Origin of the sequence: Zhenhengia sp. (assembly GCF_046966505.1) — a bacterium.
GTDB classification, from domain to species: domain Bacteria; phylum Bacillota; class Clostridia; order Lachnospirales; family Cellulosilyticaceae; genus Zhenhengia; species Zhenhengia yiwuensis.
Genome location: NZ_JBKVCH010000003.1, coordinates 143,234 through 162,772, shown reverse-complemented (window position 1 = coordinate 162,772; position 19,539 = coordinate 143,234). Strand labels below are relative to the sequence as shown.

The 19,539-nt window shown below is 34.7% G+C and carries 18 protein-coding genes; 16 read left to right on the top strand and 2 right to left on the bottom strand.

Features of this window, described 5'->3' with window-relative positions; genetic code table 11:
* Positions 1–668: 668 nt before the first annotated feature.
* From ACLTBU_RS04865 to ACLTBU_RS04830, 8 genes are all read left to right on the top strand, one after another.
* Positions 669–2,126: an efflux RND transporter periplasmic adaptor subunit gene (locus tag ACLTBU_RS04865; RefSeq protein ID WP_177671218.1), complete on the top strand. Its 1,458-nt coding sequence runs from the start codon at positions 669–671 to the stop codon at positions 2,124–2,126.
* Positions 2,113–2,805, top strand: coding sequence for an ABC transporter ATP-binding protein (locus tag ACLTBU_RS04860; protein WP_177671217.1), 693 nt, complete (start codon positions 2,113–2,115; stop codon positions 2,803–2,805). Before ACLTBU_RS04865 ends, ACLTBU_RS04860 begins: the two co-directional genes overlap by 14 nt.
* Before the next feature lie 13 nt (positions 2,806–2,818).
* Positions 2,819–4,027, top strand: coding sequence for an ABC transporter permease (locus ACLTBU_RS04855; RefSeq protein WP_412217911.1), 1,209 nt, complete (start codon positions 2,819–2,821; stop codon positions 4,025–4,027).
* Positions 4,028–4,037: 10 nt separating this feature from the next.
* Positions 4,038–5,081 carry a TolC family protein gene (locus tag ACLTBU_RS04850; RefSeq protein WP_177671215.1) on the top strand — a complete coding sequence of 348 codons (1,044 nt, stop codon included), beginning with the start codon at positions 4,038–4,040 and terminating at the stop codon, positions 5,079–5,081.
* Between the two features lie 122 nt (positions 5,082–5,203).
* Positions 5,204–5,584: a hypothetical protein gene (locus ACLTBU_RS04845; RefSeq protein WP_412217909.1), complete on the top strand. Its 381-nt coding sequence runs from the start codon at positions 5,204–5,206 to the stop codon at positions 5,582–5,584.
* 27 nt (positions 5,585–5,611) lie between these two features.
* Positions 5,612–6,484 (top strand): hypothetical protein, encoded by an 873-nt coding sequence (locus ACLTBU_RS04840; RefSeq protein ID WP_177671213.1) that lies wholly within the window; start codon positions 5,612–5,614, stop codon positions 6,482–6,484.
* Between the two features lie 74 nt (positions 6,485–6,558).
* Complete coding sequence (locus ACLTBU_RS04835) at positions 6,559–7,620, top strand: GerMN domain-containing protein (RefSeq protein WP_177671212.1); 1,062 nt, start codon at positions 6,559–6,561, stop codon at positions 7,618–7,620.
* Positions 7,621–7,632: 12 nt separating this feature from the next.
* A complete protein-coding gene (locus ACLTBU_RS04830; protein WP_249331140.1) occupies positions 7,633–8,898 on the top strand; it encodes a transglutaminase domain-containing protein in 1,266 nt (421 codons plus the stop codon).
* Positions 8,899–8,924: 26 nt separating this feature from the next.
* Here the strand turns inward: ACLTBU_RS04830 and ACLTBU_RS04825 are convergent, their stop codons facing one another.
* On the bottom strand, positions 8,925–9,119 hold the full coding sequence (locus tag ACLTBU_RS04825) for a hypothetical protein (protein WP_177671210.1): 195 nt from the start codon (positions 9,117–9,119) through the stop codon (positions 8,925–8,927).
* A 147-nt stretch (positions 9,120–9,266) separates the two neighbouring features.
* Here ACLTBU_RS04825 and ACLTBU_RS04820 point away from each other — a divergent pair, with 147 nt between their 5' ends.
* From ACLTBU_RS04820 to ACLTBU_RS04800, 5 genes are all read left to right on the top strand, one after another.
* Complete coding sequence (locus ACLTBU_RS04820; RefSeq protein ID WP_412217906.1) at positions 9,267–9,965, top strand: hypothetical protein; 699 nt, start codon at positions 9,267–9,269, stop codon at positions 9,963–9,965.
* A gap of 76 nt (positions 9,966–10,041) precedes the next feature.
* Positions 10,042–11,412 (top strand): MATE family efflux transporter, encoded by a 1,371-nt coding sequence (locus tag ACLTBU_RS04815; RefSeq protein WP_177671208.1) that lies wholly within the window; start codon positions 10,042–10,044, stop codon positions 11,410–11,412.
* A 63-nt stretch (positions 11,413–11,475) separates the two neighbouring features.
* A complete protein-coding gene (locus tag ACLTBU_RS04810; protein WP_177671207.1) occupies positions 11,476–11,727 on the top strand; it encodes a (2Fe-2S) ferredoxin domain-containing protein in 252 nt (83 codons plus the stop codon).
* Entirely contained in the window at positions 11,718–13,427 is a 1,710-nt protein-coding gene (locus ACLTBU_RS04805; protein WP_249331142.1) for a [Fe-Fe] hydrogenase large subunit C-terminal domain-containing protein, read from the top strand. The genes ACLTBU_RS04810 and ACLTBU_RS04805 overlap by 10 nt, the downstream gene beginning before the upstream one ends.
* Complete coding sequence (locus ACLTBU_RS04800; protein ID WP_249331143.1) at positions 13,427–14,599, top strand: SpoIIE family protein phosphatase; 1,173 nt, start codon at positions 13,427–13,429, stop codon at positions 14,597–14,599. The genes ACLTBU_RS04805 and ACLTBU_RS04800 overlap by 1 nt, the downstream gene beginning before the upstream one ends.
* 65 nt (positions 14,600–14,664) lie before the next feature.
* Here the strand turns inward: ACLTBU_RS04800 and ACLTBU_RS04795 are convergent, their stop codons facing one another.
* Positions 14,665–15,591, bottom strand: a complete 927-nt coding sequence (locus ACLTBU_RS04795) for an exonuclease domain-containing protein (protein WP_249331144.1) — start codon at positions 15,589–15,591, stop codon at positions 14,665–14,667.
* 240 nt (positions 15,592–15,831) lie between these two features.
* Between ACLTBU_RS04795 and ACLTBU_RS04790 the strand changes: the two genes are divergently transcribed.
* From ACLTBU_RS04790 to ACLTBU_RS04780, 3 genes are read left to right on the top strand one after another with little or no spacing between them, the layout of a single operon-like run.
* Positions 15,832–16,695 (top strand): DUF4358 domain-containing protein, encoded by an 864-nt coding sequence (locus ACLTBU_RS04790; RefSeq protein WP_412217902.1) that lies wholly within the window; start codon positions 15,832–15,834, stop codon positions 16,693–16,695.
* A 14-nt stretch (positions 16,696–16,709) separates the two neighbouring features.
* Positions 16,710–18,095, top strand: a complete 1,386-nt coding sequence (locus tag ACLTBU_RS04785; RefSeq protein WP_412217899.1) for an MBOAT family O-acyltransferase — start codon at positions 16,710–16,712, stop codon at positions 18,093–18,095.
* A gap of 10 nt (positions 18,096–18,105) precedes the next feature.
* Complete coding sequence (locus ACLTBU_RS04780) at positions 18,106–19,227, top strand: DHHW family protein (RefSeq protein ID WP_412217897.1); 1,122 nt, start codon at positions 18,106–18,108, stop codon at positions 19,225–19,227.
* The last annotated feature ends 312 nt before the right edge of the window (positions 19,228–19,539 follow it).

Sequence of the window (19,539 nt, the reverse complement as noted above, 5' to 3'; positions counted from 1 at the left end):
ATAATTATAAAAATAAGTGTGAATAAATGCCTGGATTATTGCAGTGTTTAAACTTAAGATATAATAAATAAAATATATTTTGTATATAAATTTAAAAGGCTATTGTGAAAAGATTATCTATATGAACTACAAGCTTTCTTGGATATAGATTTTAAAATGGACTTTGGGGAATTTGTGTCTATTATGGAGGCATCGGGTTCTGGGAAGACTACCTTTCTTTCTATTTTAGGATGTTTGGATTAAGCTTTTAATTGGCTGCCGAAGCTTACTCTATTAGAGAATGGGGGTATGGAGGAGTAAAGCCGAGAGAGCGGCGTAAGCTTGCACTAGGAGCATTAGAAAAAATAGGCCTTAGTGATAGAATTAAAAATAAGCCTAATAAAATTTCAGGGAGCAGAAACAAAGAGTAGCGGTTGCATGAACCTGAAATTGCTTCCTATACAAAGAGAAAAGTGGGCCTACTATTACTGATGAAAAACTTTACAAAATTAAACTGAAGTAAAGAAATACACATAGAATTTACATAGGAAATTTATAATGAAAGTTGCCCAGAAGGGAATTAAAACATAGAAAGTATGTTTGACAATTTTGTAACTATCAACTATAGTAGATGGCATGTTAAGCTTTCTAATATATGGGAATTTTGATTTAAATATAAGGAGGACATTATGAAAATTAAAAAAAAGCTAGTTGTTGCCATAGGCGCAACACTTATTGTATTAGTAATGGGGATGAGTTTATTAGGAACCCAAAATAAAGGTCCTGTTTTAATAGGAGATCCACAAGGACAACTTGTTAATGTAGAAAAAGCTATTGAAGCAGACATTCAAACAAAGATATCTGCAACAGGTATGGTAAAAGCTGATAAAAACGAAACAGTATTGGCGCAGCTCAATACGCAAGTTGAAAAAATAAACGTTGAAGTAGGTGATTTTGTTAAAAAGGGTGATGTACTTCTTACATATGAACAAGAAACGAAAGAAAATCTTCAAAGAGATTTAGAGAAATTAGATCTTCAGATACAAAGTAGTAAGATTTTATTAAATCAGATGCAAAGTGCAAGTAAACAATCTGTAATGGGAGCTGAGACAGCTGTTGCCAATGCAGAAAAAAATATTCTAGATTTAGAAGATAGTATTAAGAGTATAGAAACTTCTTTAGAGATTTCAAAGAAGAGTTTAGAAAAAGCACAAAATAATTATGATGTAACAAAACAGCTTCATAGTGAGGGACTAGCTGCTAAAACAGAGTTAGATGATGCAGAGCAGGCACTTATGAATGCAAAAGATCAAGTGAATTCTCTAGAAACAAAAATTCAGTCTACAAAGAAAAGTTTAGAGACGGCTAAAATGCAGCAGGAAAGTGCACAGTATGATTTAGATGTCTTATTAAATAAAGTAGAAGACCAAACAAAGTTAGAGAATATAGCAGTTAAACAAAATGAGATTGCATCTTTAACCCTTCAAAAACAGGCACTTTTAGAGCAGTTAGAAAAAGCTGCTGTAAATGTGATTGCACCAATGGATGGTGTGATTTCAGAAGTGAAGGTACAAGATGGCAGTTATGTAGCACCAGGGGCAGAGCTTGTAAAAATTATTAACCCAGACCAATTAGTAGTAAAAGCTGAAATTTCACCTTATTATGCAGCACAACTTGAAACAGGGCTTAAAGTAGCAGTGAAGTACAATGGTTCTACAACTGTAGAGACAGAGGGAACAGTTTCTATGGTTTCTCCAGTGGCCGTACAAAAATCAGCGCAGGATAAAAGTGCAACAAGTACAGCTATTCCGATAGAAGTAGCACTTGATAGTAGTAAAGGTCTTAAAGAAGGATTAACTGTAGACCTTAAAATCATTACTTCAGATGTAAAAGATGTTATAGCAGTACCTCTTCTTGCAACCATGACAGATAAAGAAGATAATAATTACCTCTTTGTAGTAGGGGAAGACGGTAAGCTTTCAAAACGAATGGTTAAACAAGGTGCAGCAGATAATCAGTATGTACAAGTAAGTGATCTAGAAGTTGGAGATATTGTAGTAACAAACCCGACAGAAGCACTTGAGGATGGTATGAGTGTAAGATATCTGCCATTTGAAGAAGCAGGTGAGCAAAATGATTCAAATTGAAAAAATGAATAAAATTTATAAAAACGGTAAGATGGAATTACAAGCTTTATTTGATGTAGATCTTAAAGTAAATCCAGGGGAGTTTGTGTCTATCATGGGTACATCAGGTTCTGGCAAGACGACCTTCCTTTCTATATTAGGTTGTTTAGACCAGGCCACAGAGGGCACTTATATTTTAGATGGTGTTAATGTTTCTGAAATGCACGATAAAGATTTTTCTAAACTACGTAATGAAAAGATAGGCTTTGTTTTTCAGGCTTTTAATCTATTACCTAAGTTGACTATTTTAGAAAACGTAGAAATACCTCTTATGTATGGTGGTGTTAAACCAAAAGAAAGAAGAGAGCGTGCAACAGAAGCATTAGAGAAAGTAGGTCTTGGTCATCGTCTTAAACATAAGCCTAATGAAATTTCTGGGGGGCAAAAACAAAGGGTAGCCATTGCACGTGCCCTTGTTAATAATCCGGCCATTCTTTTTGCAGATGAGCCTACAGGAAATTTAGATAGTAAATCAAGTGTAGAGATTATGAAAATTTTCCAACAGCTTAATGATGAAGGGGCTACTATTGTTATGGTTACGCACGAACCTGAAATTGCTGCCTATACAAAGAGAAAAGTTGTCTTTAGAGATGGACGTATTATTGCAGATGAAAAACTTGACCAGATTAAACTAGACTAAGGAGGAGAGGGTTATGAATTTAATAGAATGTATTAAGAGTGCAATGAACCAGCTCCTTGGTAATAAAATGAGGACCTTCCTTACTATGCTTGGTATGTTTATAGGAATCGGTTCTGTTATTATGGTACTTGGGCTAGGTGCAGGTGTAAAAGATTTAATGATGAGTACTTTTGATGCTATTGGAAAAGGTACTGTTATGATTAATGTAAAAGATGGCAGACCAGAAAATATGCTTAACCAATCAGATCTTGAGGCTATCCGTGAAATGAAAGAAGTTGAAGATGCTGTATTTGTAGGCGAGAACTGGATGACAAGTATCAAGGACTATAAGAAAGAAGATAAATGGATTTATTTCGCAGGTGCACCTTATAATATATCTATTGTACAGGATGTAGAGATTACAGCAGGGCGTATGTATGCAGAATCTGAGGAACTGGCAAAGGCCAATGTATGTGTTGTTTCAGATACTTATGCCAAAGTGATCTTAGGCAGCGATACACCAAGTGATGCAATAGGTAGAATGCTTGAACTTAATATTGCAGGCGAAAAGCATGAGTTTGAAATTGTAGGAATTAAGAAGGAAATGAGCTTTCCTGGAATGCCAGAAGAGATGATGCCGCTTATTGCTTATATTCCTTTCCATACGATGGATCAAATTACTAACTTTGGAGATTTAAGAAGCTATACGGGTGGTTTTAAAGTTAAGGAAGAATACAATCCAAATGAAGTAGCTTATCAGGTAAGTAGACTCCTAGACAAGAGACATAATACTCAAAATGGCTATCAAACTCAAAGTGCGAGTAGTATGTTAGATCAAATGAATACAGTTATGAGTGTTGTAACAGGTTTCATCAGTTTTGTAGCTGCTATATCCCTAGTAGTAGGCGGTATTGGGATTATGAATATTATGCTTGTAACTGTTAAGGAACGTACAAGGGAAATTGGTGTACGTAAGGCTGTAGGGGCAAGTAATAAAGAAATTTTAAGACAATTCCTAGTAGAGGCTGTTATACTGACATTATTAGGTGGTATAATAGGGATGTTATTAGGTTATGTAGGAGCAGTGGCGTTAGGGAATGCCTTTGGTATTACTATTAGCTTAACTTCAGACATGATTTTATTTGCAGTAGGAACATCGAGTGCTATTGGTATTATTTTTGGAGTATATCCAGCACGCCAAGCTGCAAAGCTTGATCCTGTAGAAGCACTTAGATATGAATAGGAGGGGGAAAATGGATACTAGAAAGATTATGGCCTGCTTACTTGGTGCAACTTTGATGGTGGGAGCGAATAACTTTACATATGCCAAGGAAGTCAAAGAGGAAAAAATTCTTACGCTTAAAGAAGCTGTAAATAAAGCACAATCTAAAAGTCTTCAGCTTCGTATAACAGAGAGAAATACAGAACTTGCTAAAGAAAATGCAGAGATGGCTTATTTACAGGGCGGTTATTATGCATATGATAGCAAAAATGTAGATTATCAATATACACAAAAACAGCAAGGTGTAATTAAAGACCAAGTCGCATTAAGTGTTACAAATCTTTATGAAGATATTATTTTAAGTGAAAAAAAATTAGATAATTTAAGTGCAAGTTTACAGCTTTGGGAAAAACAAAATATGAAAGATCAGATTGAGTTTGATAGAGGGCTTAAAAGTAACCTTTATATGCAACAAAAGGAGCTAGAACATCAACAGTCTCTTCAGAGTAAAGCAGATCTTGAAAAGCAGCTTGAACTTAAGTATATGCAGCTTGGCAATATGGTAGGGCTAACTATGAAGTACTATACGCTTGAAGAGCCAGAACTTGTTTTTGAGCCTTATAGAGATGTGGCTCATTTAGATAGTTTTGCTTCTAGCAAAGCTGAGGACCATGTGGCACTTTGGAAAGCAACGGAAGAATTACGCGTTGCATTAGAAACACCTATTTTTACACAAGACTATATGACTGTGATTACCATGAAGGCTAACCGTGAAACAGCAAAAGATAATCAGAGACTTACAAAAGAAAATCTAGAAAAGTCCATTCGTGAAATTTATGTGCAAGTGAAACAATTAGAATCTCAATATAACCTTTTAGTAAGCCAACTAGAGCTTAAAGAAAAAGAACTTAAGGTGAATGAGCTATACTTAGAAAGAGGCATGATTTCTAATCTGCAATATGAACAGAGTAAAATAGCTTATGATAAAGCAAAGCTAGAGCTTGATCAAGTGATAAGTCAGCATAATCAACTTAAATATCAGTTGGATCATCCACATCTTATTCCAGCTGTATAAAAGTTAAAAGATAGTTATACAAGGTATAACTATCTTTTTTTATTATCTTACAAACAGTTAATATTGTGTTAAAAATTATTAGGCATAATACAAATATCTACAATGAGATAGAGGGGATACATATGTTGCATTATTATCTTACAAAAGAATTAACCGTAGTGGAAGTTGTAGCTAAACTAAAGAATCAGCTTAAAGAGGAAAATATTTTAAGCGTAGGTTGCAATAAAAAAGGGAGAGCTTTTGTAGAGACAGACTGGTATATTTATGAAGTGAATGTAAAAGGGGATTGTTACACACTTCCAGTCATGTGGTCAAAGTCCAAGAAGCCGTTTTTAATTGCAGGTATTTTGACTGTTTTATTTTTAATGTTTTTTGTAGGAGGGCTTATTACTGATTTTATGGTTATTACAATTTTGTGTAGTTTAGGACTTGTTAATGTATTTAATCGCACAGAAATCAGGAAGATGAAGCTAGCTATTGAACGTGCACTTAGTGAAAGTTAAGTCTATAAAAAATTAAAGGAGTCAGTCATGAAAATCAAAAGGTATGCTATAGGGCTTATCAGTCTAACACTTATAGTGCTGACGAGTGCTTGTTATCTTTTCTTTAGCAAACATCAGTCACGTTATTCCCCTAAAGGAGAGCCTATACATGAAGAAAAGACTATAGTACAGGAACAAACTATAACAGGTGAGGAAAGCGAATATTTCTTTGCGTTTGCTAAAAAAGCATTAGAAACTTATTTTGAAGAAGATTTAGCTATTATAGATCCTGCTATAAGAAGTATTCAAACAGATGGCTTACAAAAATATTTTATTACATTAGATAGCATAGGTATTGATAATGAGTATAATGTAGACATTTATCATTACTATATGGTAATTCATAGAAATCCAGAGGATAAGCTTTATGTAATGCCTTTTGGTATAGAGGTTGTAAAAGGTGAAGTAGATAAAGTAAGGCAAGACCTTCTTACAAGTATGCTTAAATCTGTTAATGGATGGGGACTCGAACATGAGAAAACATGGGAAAGATGGCAGGATGTTATGGTGAATATGAACTATAAAAATGCAGAATCACGGCAAGGACGTATGCATACTACAGAAACTATCTTTTATGTCCAAAGCCTAATTTGTTTTATTAATGAGTATATTACCAACATGCCAGATGAAGCTTTTATGCAAATTAGTAAGGATGGACTTTATCAAAAAGTACTAGATTTTGAAATAAAGAGTATTACAGATGTGAATCAGCATGAAGAAAGTTATGCCATAGTAGAAGGAACGGTGCGCGTCTATGAAAAAGAGCGTATTCATGATTATCAAGTTGAGATGACTTATAAGATAAAAAGAAATAGAGATAGAAGTTTTACCGTTGTTCATCAAATGGGGCAAGTTAAATAAAAAACTAGATTTTATGACTGTTTTTAGGTAAGATGTTAATAAGAAGATACATTTAAGATGGAAGGAATGTATATATGCAAGTGAAGAAAAAAGTCATTATAGGTAGTGTCATTGTACTTGCTTTCCTATTAATCACATGGGCAGTTATAATGAGAAAACCTATAAAAGGCATTATCATAGAAGAGGAGATAACAGATTTACCACAAAAGCCAAGAGTTTCTCTTGATACATATATGCCAATTATAAAGGATACTATGTGGATTTATGAAGATTCTACTACACCTTATGTGCCTATTAGTGTATGGGTTGATTTTATTAAGGATAATATTATTCAGATTAGATTTAAACAAGGTGATAAGATTACTGCAAAAGTTTTTATAGAGGAAGAAGAAGCCATTTATGAAGTGGCTACCGTAGAGGATGCAACGATTAAACAGGATTATACCACACTTAGACAATATAATAATATTATCATGAAATGGCCTATAGAAGTAGGAAGTAGTTGGATAATGTCTGATAATTCTATTCGTACTATTACACAAACAGATGAAGTATATGAAACAGAGTTAGGTGAACAAACAGGTATAGAGATGACTACGAGACATGAGGATTATACTATTACAGAGACTTTTGTAGAAAAGATAGGACTCTATTCAATAAAATATGAAACCCCTCAGAAAACAAGAACGATTCAGTTTTCAGAAATGATTTCCAATAAACCTCAAGAAGAGGTAGTAGAGCTTTATTTAATGAATAAAGCGACGGGAAAAATGGAGACTGTTTTTGAAAAGGTAGCTGTTATGACGAATGAGGAACCTAAACATTTCTTAACAGATTTATTAAAAAAAGCACCTAATGAAGATTATCTCATAGATATTTCAAATGGAGCTATTATCAATAAGCTTTTTTTAGATGAAGAAGAAGCTTGTTTATATGTAGAGATGAGTGAAGATTTTATAGATCCTCAGTATAGTAAGACAGAAGAAGAAAAAATCATAACAAGTTTAGTAAATACATTAGGACATTATTACAATGCAGAATATGTTGTCATGACAGTTGAAGGTGAAGCATATCCTTTAAAGAGTCCGTTAAATGATATTAATGGACGTATCAAAGTGAAAGACTCATTTTACTAAGGGGGAAAGCTGTTGAGGAAACATATTTTATTAATGGGATTTATGGTTTTCATATGGGTTCTAAGTAGTAGATTAACGTATGCTACAGAACCCTTTTTTGTATCTTTAGGGAGTGTTCAATCTTATACGGTACCTTATGCGGAGCAAAATACCTTATTACTTTCACGAGATGGTAGCTATGCTACTAAGGTACAAAAAGGAAGCCGTATTACAAAGCCTGGTACATATTATTTAAGTCAATTAGAATCAGATACACTTAAGGGAATAACAAAATTTCAAATTCCCTATAACATGAATCAAAATGAGTGGCGCATAGATAGTGAAAAGGAACTGACTGAAATACTTAAGTATACGCTTGAAAATTATAAGGAAAAAATCACAATTAAGTTTAATAAGGGTAGCTATACGATCAATCAGATGAATGAAGTCATTTATAAAGTCTTAGATGAACTGATGGTAACTTATCCTAAAGTAACATATGTAAGTTATAAGCTCACAAGCTATGGTAATAAAGCGCCTAAAATTTTATTAGAATTTACTTATGCACTGCCTCAAATTCCTACTTTGAAGCAGTATGATAAAAATACAGATCAGAAGATAGAACAACTTATTAAACAGCTTATTCAGCCGGGTATGAAAGACTATGAAAGAGAATGGGTATTAGGTGATTACCTCATTAAAAATATTATTTATGCAAAGCAGGAGACTCATTTAAATCATACTATGCAGGGTGCCATAACAGAGGGGAGAGCTGTGTGTGATGGTTATGCAAAAAGTTATATGTATTTACTTAATAGTATAGGCATTCCAACACAGTTTGTAACAGGTGTGGCAGATAACATTCCTCATGCATGGAATTTAGTTAAGCTTATAGATGGTTATTACCATGTAGATTTAACATGGGCTGACTTAGAAGAAGACCATATAGGCAACTTTTATAATTACTTTAATGAGACAGATACATATATGGAATTAACCCATATATGGGAAAAAGGGCATTTTCCAAAGGCAGAAGGGAAAAAGTATTTGTCTATCTATTTACCTATACCTAGAGAGGGGATTTATAAGGTGAGTTCTCAAAAGGAGTGGCAAGCATTGAAAAAACAGCTTGGTCAGGATGGCTTAAAAGAGGCTAATATTATTTTCTATAATGTGGGTGAGGAGCGTTGGTCTATAGAATCTGTTTTAGATAGTATTTTAAAAGTAGAGCAGGCAGCTATTACTTATTCAGCCTATTATAAATACGATAGCTTAATTATTAATTACAAAGGCCACTAAAAAAAGAGGTGTAAACACCTCTTTTTTTAGTGGCCCCAATTTCCTTTGGCATGGCAAAATGGACACTCAATTTCACTGTCAGGCTTAGTGCTCAGATTAAGCAGAGCAGTACTTGGATAGTAAGCATCACTTGAGTAAGCAAAAGGGTCAATAGCATTAGAGAGATATTCAGGACCATAGAGATCATAGCCACAATTTTTACAACGTAAATAATTTGCCATTTGCATCACCTCGTCTCTAAAGTAAATCTCTTATTTATAGGATGTCCAGAATTTAGCAGTCTATGCATTTCTAGATTTTGGAAGGATAGAAAGAATAAAATCTCACATCCTAATAAAGAGATATAAGAACGAAGGAGAGATAAAATCATGAAAAAGTTTTCAGCAAAAATGCTTTGTGGTGTAATGGCATGGAGTTTGGTTATTAGTCCAATCTTTGCGTGTACAGCAGCTCCAAAAGCAGATGTAAGTAAACCTGTACCTAATCAAAATTCTTCTACTTATTGTGAATGTATGATAGCAAGTGCCCAGAAAGCACCAGAACAAAAATCTAAAGAAACAGAAGAGGCTGGTACTCGTGCAAAATGTGGAAGTAACAAACCTATTTCGAAGCCAGAGACAAGTAAGCCAGCAGCACCAGTAAAACCAGAAACATGTAAGCCAGCAGCACCAGTAAAACCAGAAACATGTAAGCCAGCAGCACCAGTAAAACCAGAAACATGTAAACCAGCAGCGCCAGTAAAACCAACACATAATAAACCTGCTACAGATAATGAATCTACACAAAATACTTTCGTTATTGATAACTTCAAAGTTATTCAAGGTGCACTTCAAAAATTAGGGGTACAACCAGAAGAATTAGAAGGCATGATTAAAGAAGGTAAGAAATTACCTGAAGTACTTGAACTAAAAAATATTCCTGTAGCTAAATTTAAAAAGGCTCTTTTAAAACAATACTATGCAGCTATTAATGAAGGTGTAAAAAATAAACAAATTACAAAAGAAGAAGCTAAAATGTTAAGAGCTGCAATTAAAGAAAAAGTCATGTCATGGCTTCAAACGAAATAGAATGCTTGACAAAAAATAAAAAATACTTTAAACTTCCATAAGTTTAAAGTATTTTTTTATACATAGGAGAGAGAAAATGATTCAATTTATGAAAGACATGATAAAAGATAAGCCATTTTTAAAAATGCTATTTGTACTTGCTATTCCAATCGTTATTCAAAATCTTATTAGTTCATCCCTCAATATGATTGATACCTTAATGATTGGAAGACTAGGAGAAGGTGAAATAGCAGCAGTGGGGCTAGCTAATCAGCTCTTCTTGCTCATCATTACAGGACTTACAGGAATTTGTGCAGGTGCAGGGGTGTTTATTTCTCAATATTGGGGGAAAAAAGACCTTGTGAATATAAAGAGAATGCTAGGGCTTGCACTAACAGTAGGAAGTATCTATGCCCTAGTTATTACTGTATTTGTACAATGTTTTCCAAGTCAATCTATAGGTTTCTTTAATAAAGATCCTAAAATTTTAGAATTAGGAACAGTTTACCTTCAAATTGTATCTATCAGCTATATTTTTACAGCCATTACTTTTGCCTATAGTTTTGCACTAAGATGTATAGGGCGTACACAGCTCCCTATGGTTGCAAGTGGTATTGCAGTAGCCATTAATGTCATTTTTAATACAGTGTTTATTTTTGGTTTAGGAGAATTCATTCCGGCTATGGGTGTAGCAGGTGCAGCCTTAGCAACTTTACTTGCACGTATTATAGAGACTGTTTTCATTATAGTAGGTGTATATAAAATGAAGTACGAATTAGCAGCCCATATCAAAGAACTCTTACCTATTCCACGTGAGCTTATGGAAAGGGCAGCAAAACCTATGCTTGCTATTACAGGTAATGAAATATGTTGGGGGCTAGGGAGTGTTGTCTATACTAAAGCCTATGGGCATATTGGTTATGAAGCGGTAACGAGTGTACAGATTGTAAATACAATAACTAATTTCTTCTTAGTTGTTATTTTCGCTCTAGCTTCTGCAGTATTGACTATTGTAGGTAATGCTATAGGTGAAGGGGATGTGCCAAAAGCTAAGCTTTATGCAAAGCGTATTATTGTATTATCAATGGGGATAGGTATTTTAATCTGCCTAGGGATTATTTTACTTGCACCTTTTATTGTAAGCTGCTTTAATGTGACGCCTGAAGTAGCTCATGTAACGGTTAATATTCTGCTTATTAATGCCGTTATTATTATTCCTAGGGTTTTTACTATTGTTATGATTATGGGGATTTTCAGAGGGGGTGGAGATACAAGATATTCCCTTATACTTGAATCTTCTACAATGTGGCTTATTGGTGTGCCTTTATCCTTTATTGGTGCTTATCTCTTAGGATTTAGACTAGAGTATGTAGTAGCTATGATTATGATGGAGGAATTAGTAAAATCTATATTCTGTATGGTGCGCTTTAAGTCATCTAAGTGGATACATAATATGGTTGAACATTAAGAATAGAAAAGTTATAATAAAATCATACTATTTGTTAAAATTTAGACTATTAGGGGTGGGTCTATGGAAATCAAGGTATGTGTAGGTAGTGCTTGTTATGTAAAGGGATCACATGAAGTGATTGAAACACTTCAGGAACTTATTAAAGTGTATGGGTTAGAAAAGCAAGTTGTTTTAAAAGCAGCTTTTTGTTTAGGCCATTGTACAGAGGCGGTATCCATACAGATAGGGGATGTAATCTATGGTGTACCTAAAGAAGAAGTGGCAACTTTCTTTAAAGAACAGGTGTATAGGAGGATTCAATCATGCAAGTAATGAATTTCTCGAGCACAAACTGTAAAAACTGCTATAAATGTGTAAGGACTTGTGCTGTTAAAGCTATAGAAGTTAAAGATGATAAAGCACATATTATCACGGAAAGATGCGTAGCTTGTGGGCATTGTCTAGTAGTGTGTCCACAGAATGCCAGAGACGTAAAATCGAGTTTAGAAAGTGTGAAGAAAGCTTTAGAAGAAAAGCGCAGGGTAGTCGTTTCACTAGCACCTTCTTACAGGGCTTACTTCGAAGAAAGTGGTAAGTTTATTGCGGCACTTAGGCGATTTGGATTTGATCAAATAGAGGAGACTGCAGTAGGAGCAGAAGTAGTCTCTAGGGCCTATGAGGATTATATCCATCAAACAGATAAGACTGAGCTTATTACGACGTGTTGCCCTTCTACAGTAAGGCTTATAGAAAGGTATTACTCTGATCTTATGGATACCATGATCCCGATTGTATCACCTATGATTGCGCATGGTCGTATGATTAAAGAGCAGTGTAAAGAAGCTTATACGGTCTTTATAGGACCTTGTATTTCTAAAATATGTGAAGCACTCAGTGATGAGCTTGAAGGGGATATTGATGCTGTTTTAACCTTTGATGAAATGCTACATTGTTTTAATGAAAAAGGTATTGATTATAGGAACCTTGAGCCTGAAAGTCCAAGTCAGATAGGCACCTTAAGGGGAAGCAAATATCCTGTAGTCGGAGGCGTTTTAAATGGCATTAGACCGACTTTGGAAGAGAAACACTTAGAAGTACTTCGTGTGCATGGCATGGAGAATTGTAAAGAGGTTCTTAATGACTTAAGAGCAGGTAAGCTTAAGAACGTATGCATTGAAATGAATATTTGCAGTGAAAGTTGTATTGCAGGTCCAGGAGGGCATAATCAGGAAGGTAGTGTATTTACAAGGCTAAGTGCCATCCAGAAATTTATGAGAAAGCCTGTATGTGAAGGTGTAGCAATTAAGGCATATGATCCTCAAGTTTCCTTTGAACGTACTTTTAAGAATAAGCAGGTGGAGGTTTATACGGCTACCGAGCAGCAGATTAAGCAGGTTTTTGAGACAATGGGTAAATATGAGAAAAGTGATGAGCTAAACTGTGGGGCTTGTGGGTATGAAACTTGCCGTGACAAAGCTATTGCAGTACTTCATGGTATGTCCCAAATAGATATGTGCTTGCCTTATACACGTAGTATAGCAGAAAGACTAAGTAATGAGATTTTCTATAATTCCCCTAACAGTATTTTATTACTAGATAGACACTGCAGATTACTTGATATGAATCCAAGCGGGGAAGTCTGCTTTGGTTACAAGACAGAACTTATGAAAGGTAAAGATATTCAAATTATGATGGATAAAACACCTTTTGAAACGGCACTTAAAGAGAAGGTTTCATTAGGTAAAGAGAAAATAGAACTCCCTACATATGATTTGATAGCCTATAGAGATATTATTTATTTAGAAAAGCAGCAGGCTCTTCTCGTTATTTTTGCAGATGTGACAGATGAAGAAAAACGTAAAAAAGAAGTTTCTACTTTAAAGGGAAATACTTTAGATGTGACTCAGTCCATTATTGATAAACAGATGCGTGTTGCCCAGGAAATAGCCAGCCTCTTAGGGGAGACAACAGCTGAGACAAAAGTAGCGATTATGAAGCTAAAGAAGGTATTAAGTGAGGAAGGTGACTGCTGATGTCTTATTCGATAGATGTAGCGAAATGCAGCATGAACAAATATCAGGAAGAGTTGTGCGGAGATCATGTAGAAACCATTAAAACGAAAGATGGCATGATTGTGGTTCTGTCAGATGGACTAGGAAGTGGTGTAAAAGCTAATATACTAGCGACCCTTACTTCTAAAATAGCCATTACTATGTTAAAAGAAGGCGCCAGTATTGAGGATACCATCTGTACTATTGCAAGTACCTTACCTGAGTGTCAGGTAAGAAAGTTGGCTTATTCTACCTTTACCATTGTAGACCTTAAAAATAATGGAGATGTTTATATGGTAGAATATGATAATCCTCCCGTTTTTTATTATCGAAAAGGTAGTCCACTTTCTATCCATAAAGAAAAGCGTACTATTAATAATAAAGTTATTTATGAAAGCAATTTTAAAATGAGAGTAGGAGATACGCTGGTAATCATCAGTGATGGTGTAGTTCATGCAGGGGTAGGGATGACCCTTAATCTAGGATGGCAGTGGGAGCATATTGACCAGTATTTACAAGACCTAGTAGTTGTAGAACAAGATGCCTTATGTATAGCAAGAGATTTACTAGGAGTATGTGAAAATCTTTATGACAATAGACCAGGAGATGATACAACTGTTGTAGCAATCAAGCTTAAAGAGGCTACTTACCTAGACTTATTTACTGGTCCACCGAAAGATAGACAAAGTGATGAAAAAATGATCGAAATCATTAAGCATGCAAAAGGTAAAGTAGTCCTATGTGGAGGAACAACGGCTAATATTGTAGCAAGAGAGTTAGATGAATCTATTATGATTGACTTAGAACATTATACACCTAAGGTTCCACCTATGGGGTATATGAAAGGAATTGACCTGGTGACAGAAGGTTTACTGACACTTAATGCTACAAAAGAACATTTAGAAAAATATTTAATAGAGAAACAAAAAGGACTAGTTCCTGAAAAAATAATGGGACTAGATGGTGCTTCACGTTTAGCAAGGCTTTTAATAGAGGATAGTACTTTTGTTACATGTTGGGTAGGTCAGGCTATTAATCCTGCACATCAGAATCCAGATTTCCCGGAAAATTTTAATTTAAAAAATGCAGTTATGCATGAAATTGTGAAATTGCTCAAACAAATGAATAAAGAAGTAGAAGTCTATTATTTATAAGAACTATAAAAGATAGGATAGTCCTTTAATAAAGGCATAACAGCCTAAGGGACTATCCTATTTTATTAGCGCATAAGCTCTAGAAAATCATCTTCATTTAGAAAGACAATCTTTTGACCACGCTCTATAAGCATCATGGCACGTCTAAGCTTAGTACTCATTTGCGCAGGTGTAAGCATATGCACATTTTTCATGCCTGTAACGACAATACTAGTTTTGAGTGTGACAGAAGGACTGTAGTCACCACCGCAGCGTTCAACAAGTGAGATGGCTTCACTTCTTGATAAAGAGGAAAGTGAACCAGTAAAGGCTACAATTTTATCCTTGAAAAAGTCCGTTGTACAAGAGTAATAATCTAATTTAGGCTGAGCGGATGCGTTATAGATGTTCTGAGAAGTCACGCCGCCTCCATTTGTGCCACAGGCATTATATCCCCCTGGAAACAGTTTGCCTAATTTAAAGCCTACTGCAGCTGCTATGGCATTGATATCATGAAGCTGAAGTTCCTTAGAGATATTCATAAGGATATTGGCACAAGCTGATGCATCGGCACCTGCATGGTGATGAGTAAAGCTATAACCTAGATGTTGATTAACCGTATTTAACTTAGCATTTTCAAGATAAGAATAAAAGTGTCTAGACATAACCATAGTGCAACAATAATCAAAGGTTGGAAAAGGTATACCATAAAGTGTAAGGGTTTGCCTAAGTACACTTATATCAAAAGCGGCATTATGAGCCACTACTAATCTATCCTCTAGAAAAGGACGTATTTCTTCCCAGAGTGCATCAAACTCTAGTGCATTTCTTACATCTCCTTCACGGATACCATGAATCCATATATTCATAGGGCTAAAACGCATCTCTTTAGGACGGATGAGCCAATATTTCTCAAGTATAATTTGGCCCTTTTCGACTACAGTAATCCCAAGTGAACAAGGGCTATTACGTTTTTCGTTTGCTGTTTCAAAGTCTATTGCAGTAAAGTTCATTTTAACCTCCTTAATTATGCAATTTCTTCTAGTGTAACCTATATAAGCTCAATCACATCTCGATATAGGAATTTTTCATTGAGGGACTGAAGAAATATTTTAGCATAGTATTAAGCATGTTATAAAGGATAGATTAAAATATGCAAAGCAAAATATGGAATCTATAAAAATAGGGAACTTTAGTTTTTTTTTATGCGTCTTATACTTATCAAATAAAGTAAAAAGCTAGGAGATGACGTGATGAAACTGACAAAAAAAATTATAGGATTTATGCTTATAGCTTCTTTAGGAGGAGCAGTAGTAGGATGTAGTTCTTCAAATAATACACAAGAACAAGATATAGTAGCATCTGTACCAGAGCAAGAAGAAAGTGCTCCAGAGGATGAAAAGACAGAAGATGAAGTAACAGATGAAAAGAGTCAACCTGAAGGAGAAGAAAAGACAGAAGAGGTAAAAGTTGAAGAAGATACAAAAACAGATTCTAATAAGGAAGAAGTAAAACAGGAAGAGGAGAAAAAGCCAGAAACGACTAAACCTGTAGAGAAACCGGCAGAACAGCCAGCACAAAAACCTGAAACGACTAAGCCAGAGGCAAACAAGCCAGTAGCTAAGCCAGAGCAAAAACCAGAGGTAAAGCCGGAAGTTAAGCCAGAAGTTAAGCCAGAAGTTAAACCAGAACAAAAACCAGAAACTGAAAAGCCGGTGGAGACACCATCAATGAGTGCTTCAGAATTGTATAGTAAAGTAGTAACAAGTGATATGGAATTACCATCTTTACTGGAGATGGATAGCAGTTTCTTTGCTGATACTTATGGAATTGATACTTCTATCTTAAAAAGTTATAAAGTACAAATGCCAATGATGATGGTACATGCTTCAGAAATTGCAGTATTTGAGTTAAAAGATGCAGGTGATGCATCAAAGGTTATAACTGGAATCAATAAGCGTATAGAAGGACTTAAGGCACAATGGGGTTCTTATCTTCCAGATCAGTTAGAACTGGTAAATAATTATAAAACAGCAACAAAGGGAAATTATGTGATTTTCGTAGTCAGTGAATATGCAGACACAATTATTAGCAACTTTAATACAAATGTCATATAAGGTGGTAAGGCACTATGGTATTTAGTAGCTTATTATTTCTTTTTATCTTTTTACCTCTATTTTTAATGATTTATTACGTAGCACCTAAGAGGTTACGTAATTTCATCTTGTTTATAGCCAGTCTTATTTTCTATGCATGGGGAGAGCCAGTCTATGTGCTGATTATGATTTTTTCTACTTTGCTAGATTATACAGTAGGGCGTGTTATTGATCATTACCGCACGGATAAGTTCATTCCTAAAATAGCTTTAGCTGTATCAGTATGTGGTAATCTAGGAATGCTAGGTTTCTTTAAATATGCTGATTTCTTTATTGAAAATCTAAACAACTTTTTAGGTCTAGATATAAACCTTTTAAAGATTGCATTGCCAATAGGTATATCTTTTTATACCTTCCAGACTATGTCTTATACAATAGATTTATATCGTGGAAAAATAGGCGTACAGAAGAATATTATTTCATTTGGTGCTTATGTAGCTATGTTTCCACAACTTATTGCAGGGCCTATTGTAACGTATGAAACTGTTGAAAAGGAACTTAATGAAAGAACAGAAACTATTGAGCAATTTAGCGAAGGGGTTATGCGCTTTATAGAAGGTCTGGCAAAGAAAGTTTTGCTAGCTAATAATATAGGATTAGCATGGGAGACTATGAAAGCTATGCCAGAAGGCAGTCTTACTTTTGTAGGAGCCTGGTTTGGCATTATAGCGGTTGCCCTTCAGCTGTATTTTGATTTTAGTGGGTACTCTGACATGGCTATTGGACTTGGGAAGATGATGGGATTTAAATTCCCAGAGAACTTCAATTATCCATACCTTTCAAAAAGTGTTACAGAGTTTTGGCGTAGATGGCATATGACACTTGGAAGTTGGTTTAGAGAGTATCTTTATATCCCTCTTGGGGGTAATAGAGTAAGTAAGCCAAAATTCTACCGTAATTTAATGATTGTATGGTTTTTAACAGGCTTTTGGCATGGGGCAGGTTGGAACTTTGTCCTTTGGGGACTTTTCTTTGGGGTACTTATTATTGTAGAACGTATGGGACTTTTAAAGGTGCTTGAAAAATGTCCAGCTTTTATAAGTCACATTTATTTACTGTTTGTGGTTATGATTAGCTGGGTCCTGTTCTCATTAGAAAGTGGCAGTCAAATTATGATGTATTTAAAGGCTATGTTCGGTATAGGTGAGGGTGGCCTAATAAGCACAGAAACTTTGTATAACTTAAGTAACTTTGGACTAACACTCTTAATAGGAGTAGTGTTTGCAACACCTCTTATGAATAGACTTAAAGAGCACTTAAAGCCTTGGATGTTATATGTTTTCTATGCAGTGATGCTTGTACTAAGTACAGCTTATCTAGTAGATTCTACATTTAATCCATTTTTATATTTCAGATTCTAGGAGGTAGACCGTGAAACGTAAATTTCATATTGGGATGACACTAGGTTTTGTGGTGTACATCGGAGGATTTTTTACACTTCAATTATTAGGTCAAGATAAAACTTTTTCTGACCTTGAAAATAGACCTCTTGCAGGGAAACCTGTATGGAGCAAAGATAAATTTTTTAATGGAACTTACGGCAAAGATGTAGAGAAGTATATTGCAGATCAGTTTCCATTTAGAAATCAGTTTATTGCCATTAAGTCACAAAGTGAACTTATGCTTCAAAAGAAAGAAAATAATGGTGTTTATATAGGGGAAGATGATTATTTTCTTCAAAAGTTTAATGTGCCAGATAAGCAGCTTATGAAGAAGAATATAGAATATATCAATCGGTTTGCTGAAAGTTTTGATGTATACTTTATGCTTGCATCTACTGCAACTAAAATCTATGCAGAGAAACTACCAAACTTTGCAATGCCTTATGATGAAGAAAGCTTTATAGAAGAAGTAAGTGGGGGGTTAGGCCAAAAGGTTCATAAGATTGATGTTTTAGAAACTATGAAGGCCCATAAGAATGAAGAGATATACTATAAAACAGATCATCATTGGACCACACTTGGTGCCTATTATGGCTATGAAGCTTTTTGTAAAGGTTATGGTATAGAGCCTATGCCTATTAGTGCTTTTGAACGTGTTATAGGTAGTAATAGCTTTTATGGCTCATTGTTTTCAAAAGGAAATTTTACTTTTGCAAAACCTGATACATTAGAACTATTTATACCTAAAGTAGAAGAAACATTAGATGTGTACTATATGGGAAGTGATAAACATACAGATTCTCTTTATGAAATGAGTCATTTAGATAAGAAGGATAAATATAGTGTTTTTCTAGATAACAATCATCCTATTATTCAGATTAAAACAGGTGTTAAAAATGGTAAGAAATTAGCCATCGTAAAAGATTCTTATGCAAATGCACTCATTCCATTCTTAACAAATCATTTTGAGGAAATTCACGTACTAGATTTAAGATTTCTTAATATGCCTATTGCTGCTTATATGCGTTCAAATAATTTAAAAGATGTACTCATGCTCTATAACGTACAAAATTTTGCAACAGTTAATCAGTTTAGTTTGCTTGGAAAATAAAAATAATTGTTTACAATTGAACGAAACTTATTTATAATGAGCTTATAAACTATTTATAAGAGAGGAGTAATGATCATGAAAAAAACAATGGACACTTTCAAACATTTAAAAATAAATGCATTGCTCCCACTAATGTTCATATAAATAGGACTAGGTAAATAAGGTATACATTCCCCCTTGGAGCAGAGTATATGTGCACATGCGCCACGGGGGTATTTTTATACCTCTTTATAGATTAAAGGAGGACTAAGGCCATGAGACTAAGAAAATAACGCACGAGGTGTGAGTCATCATAATCTCGTGCTCATTCGT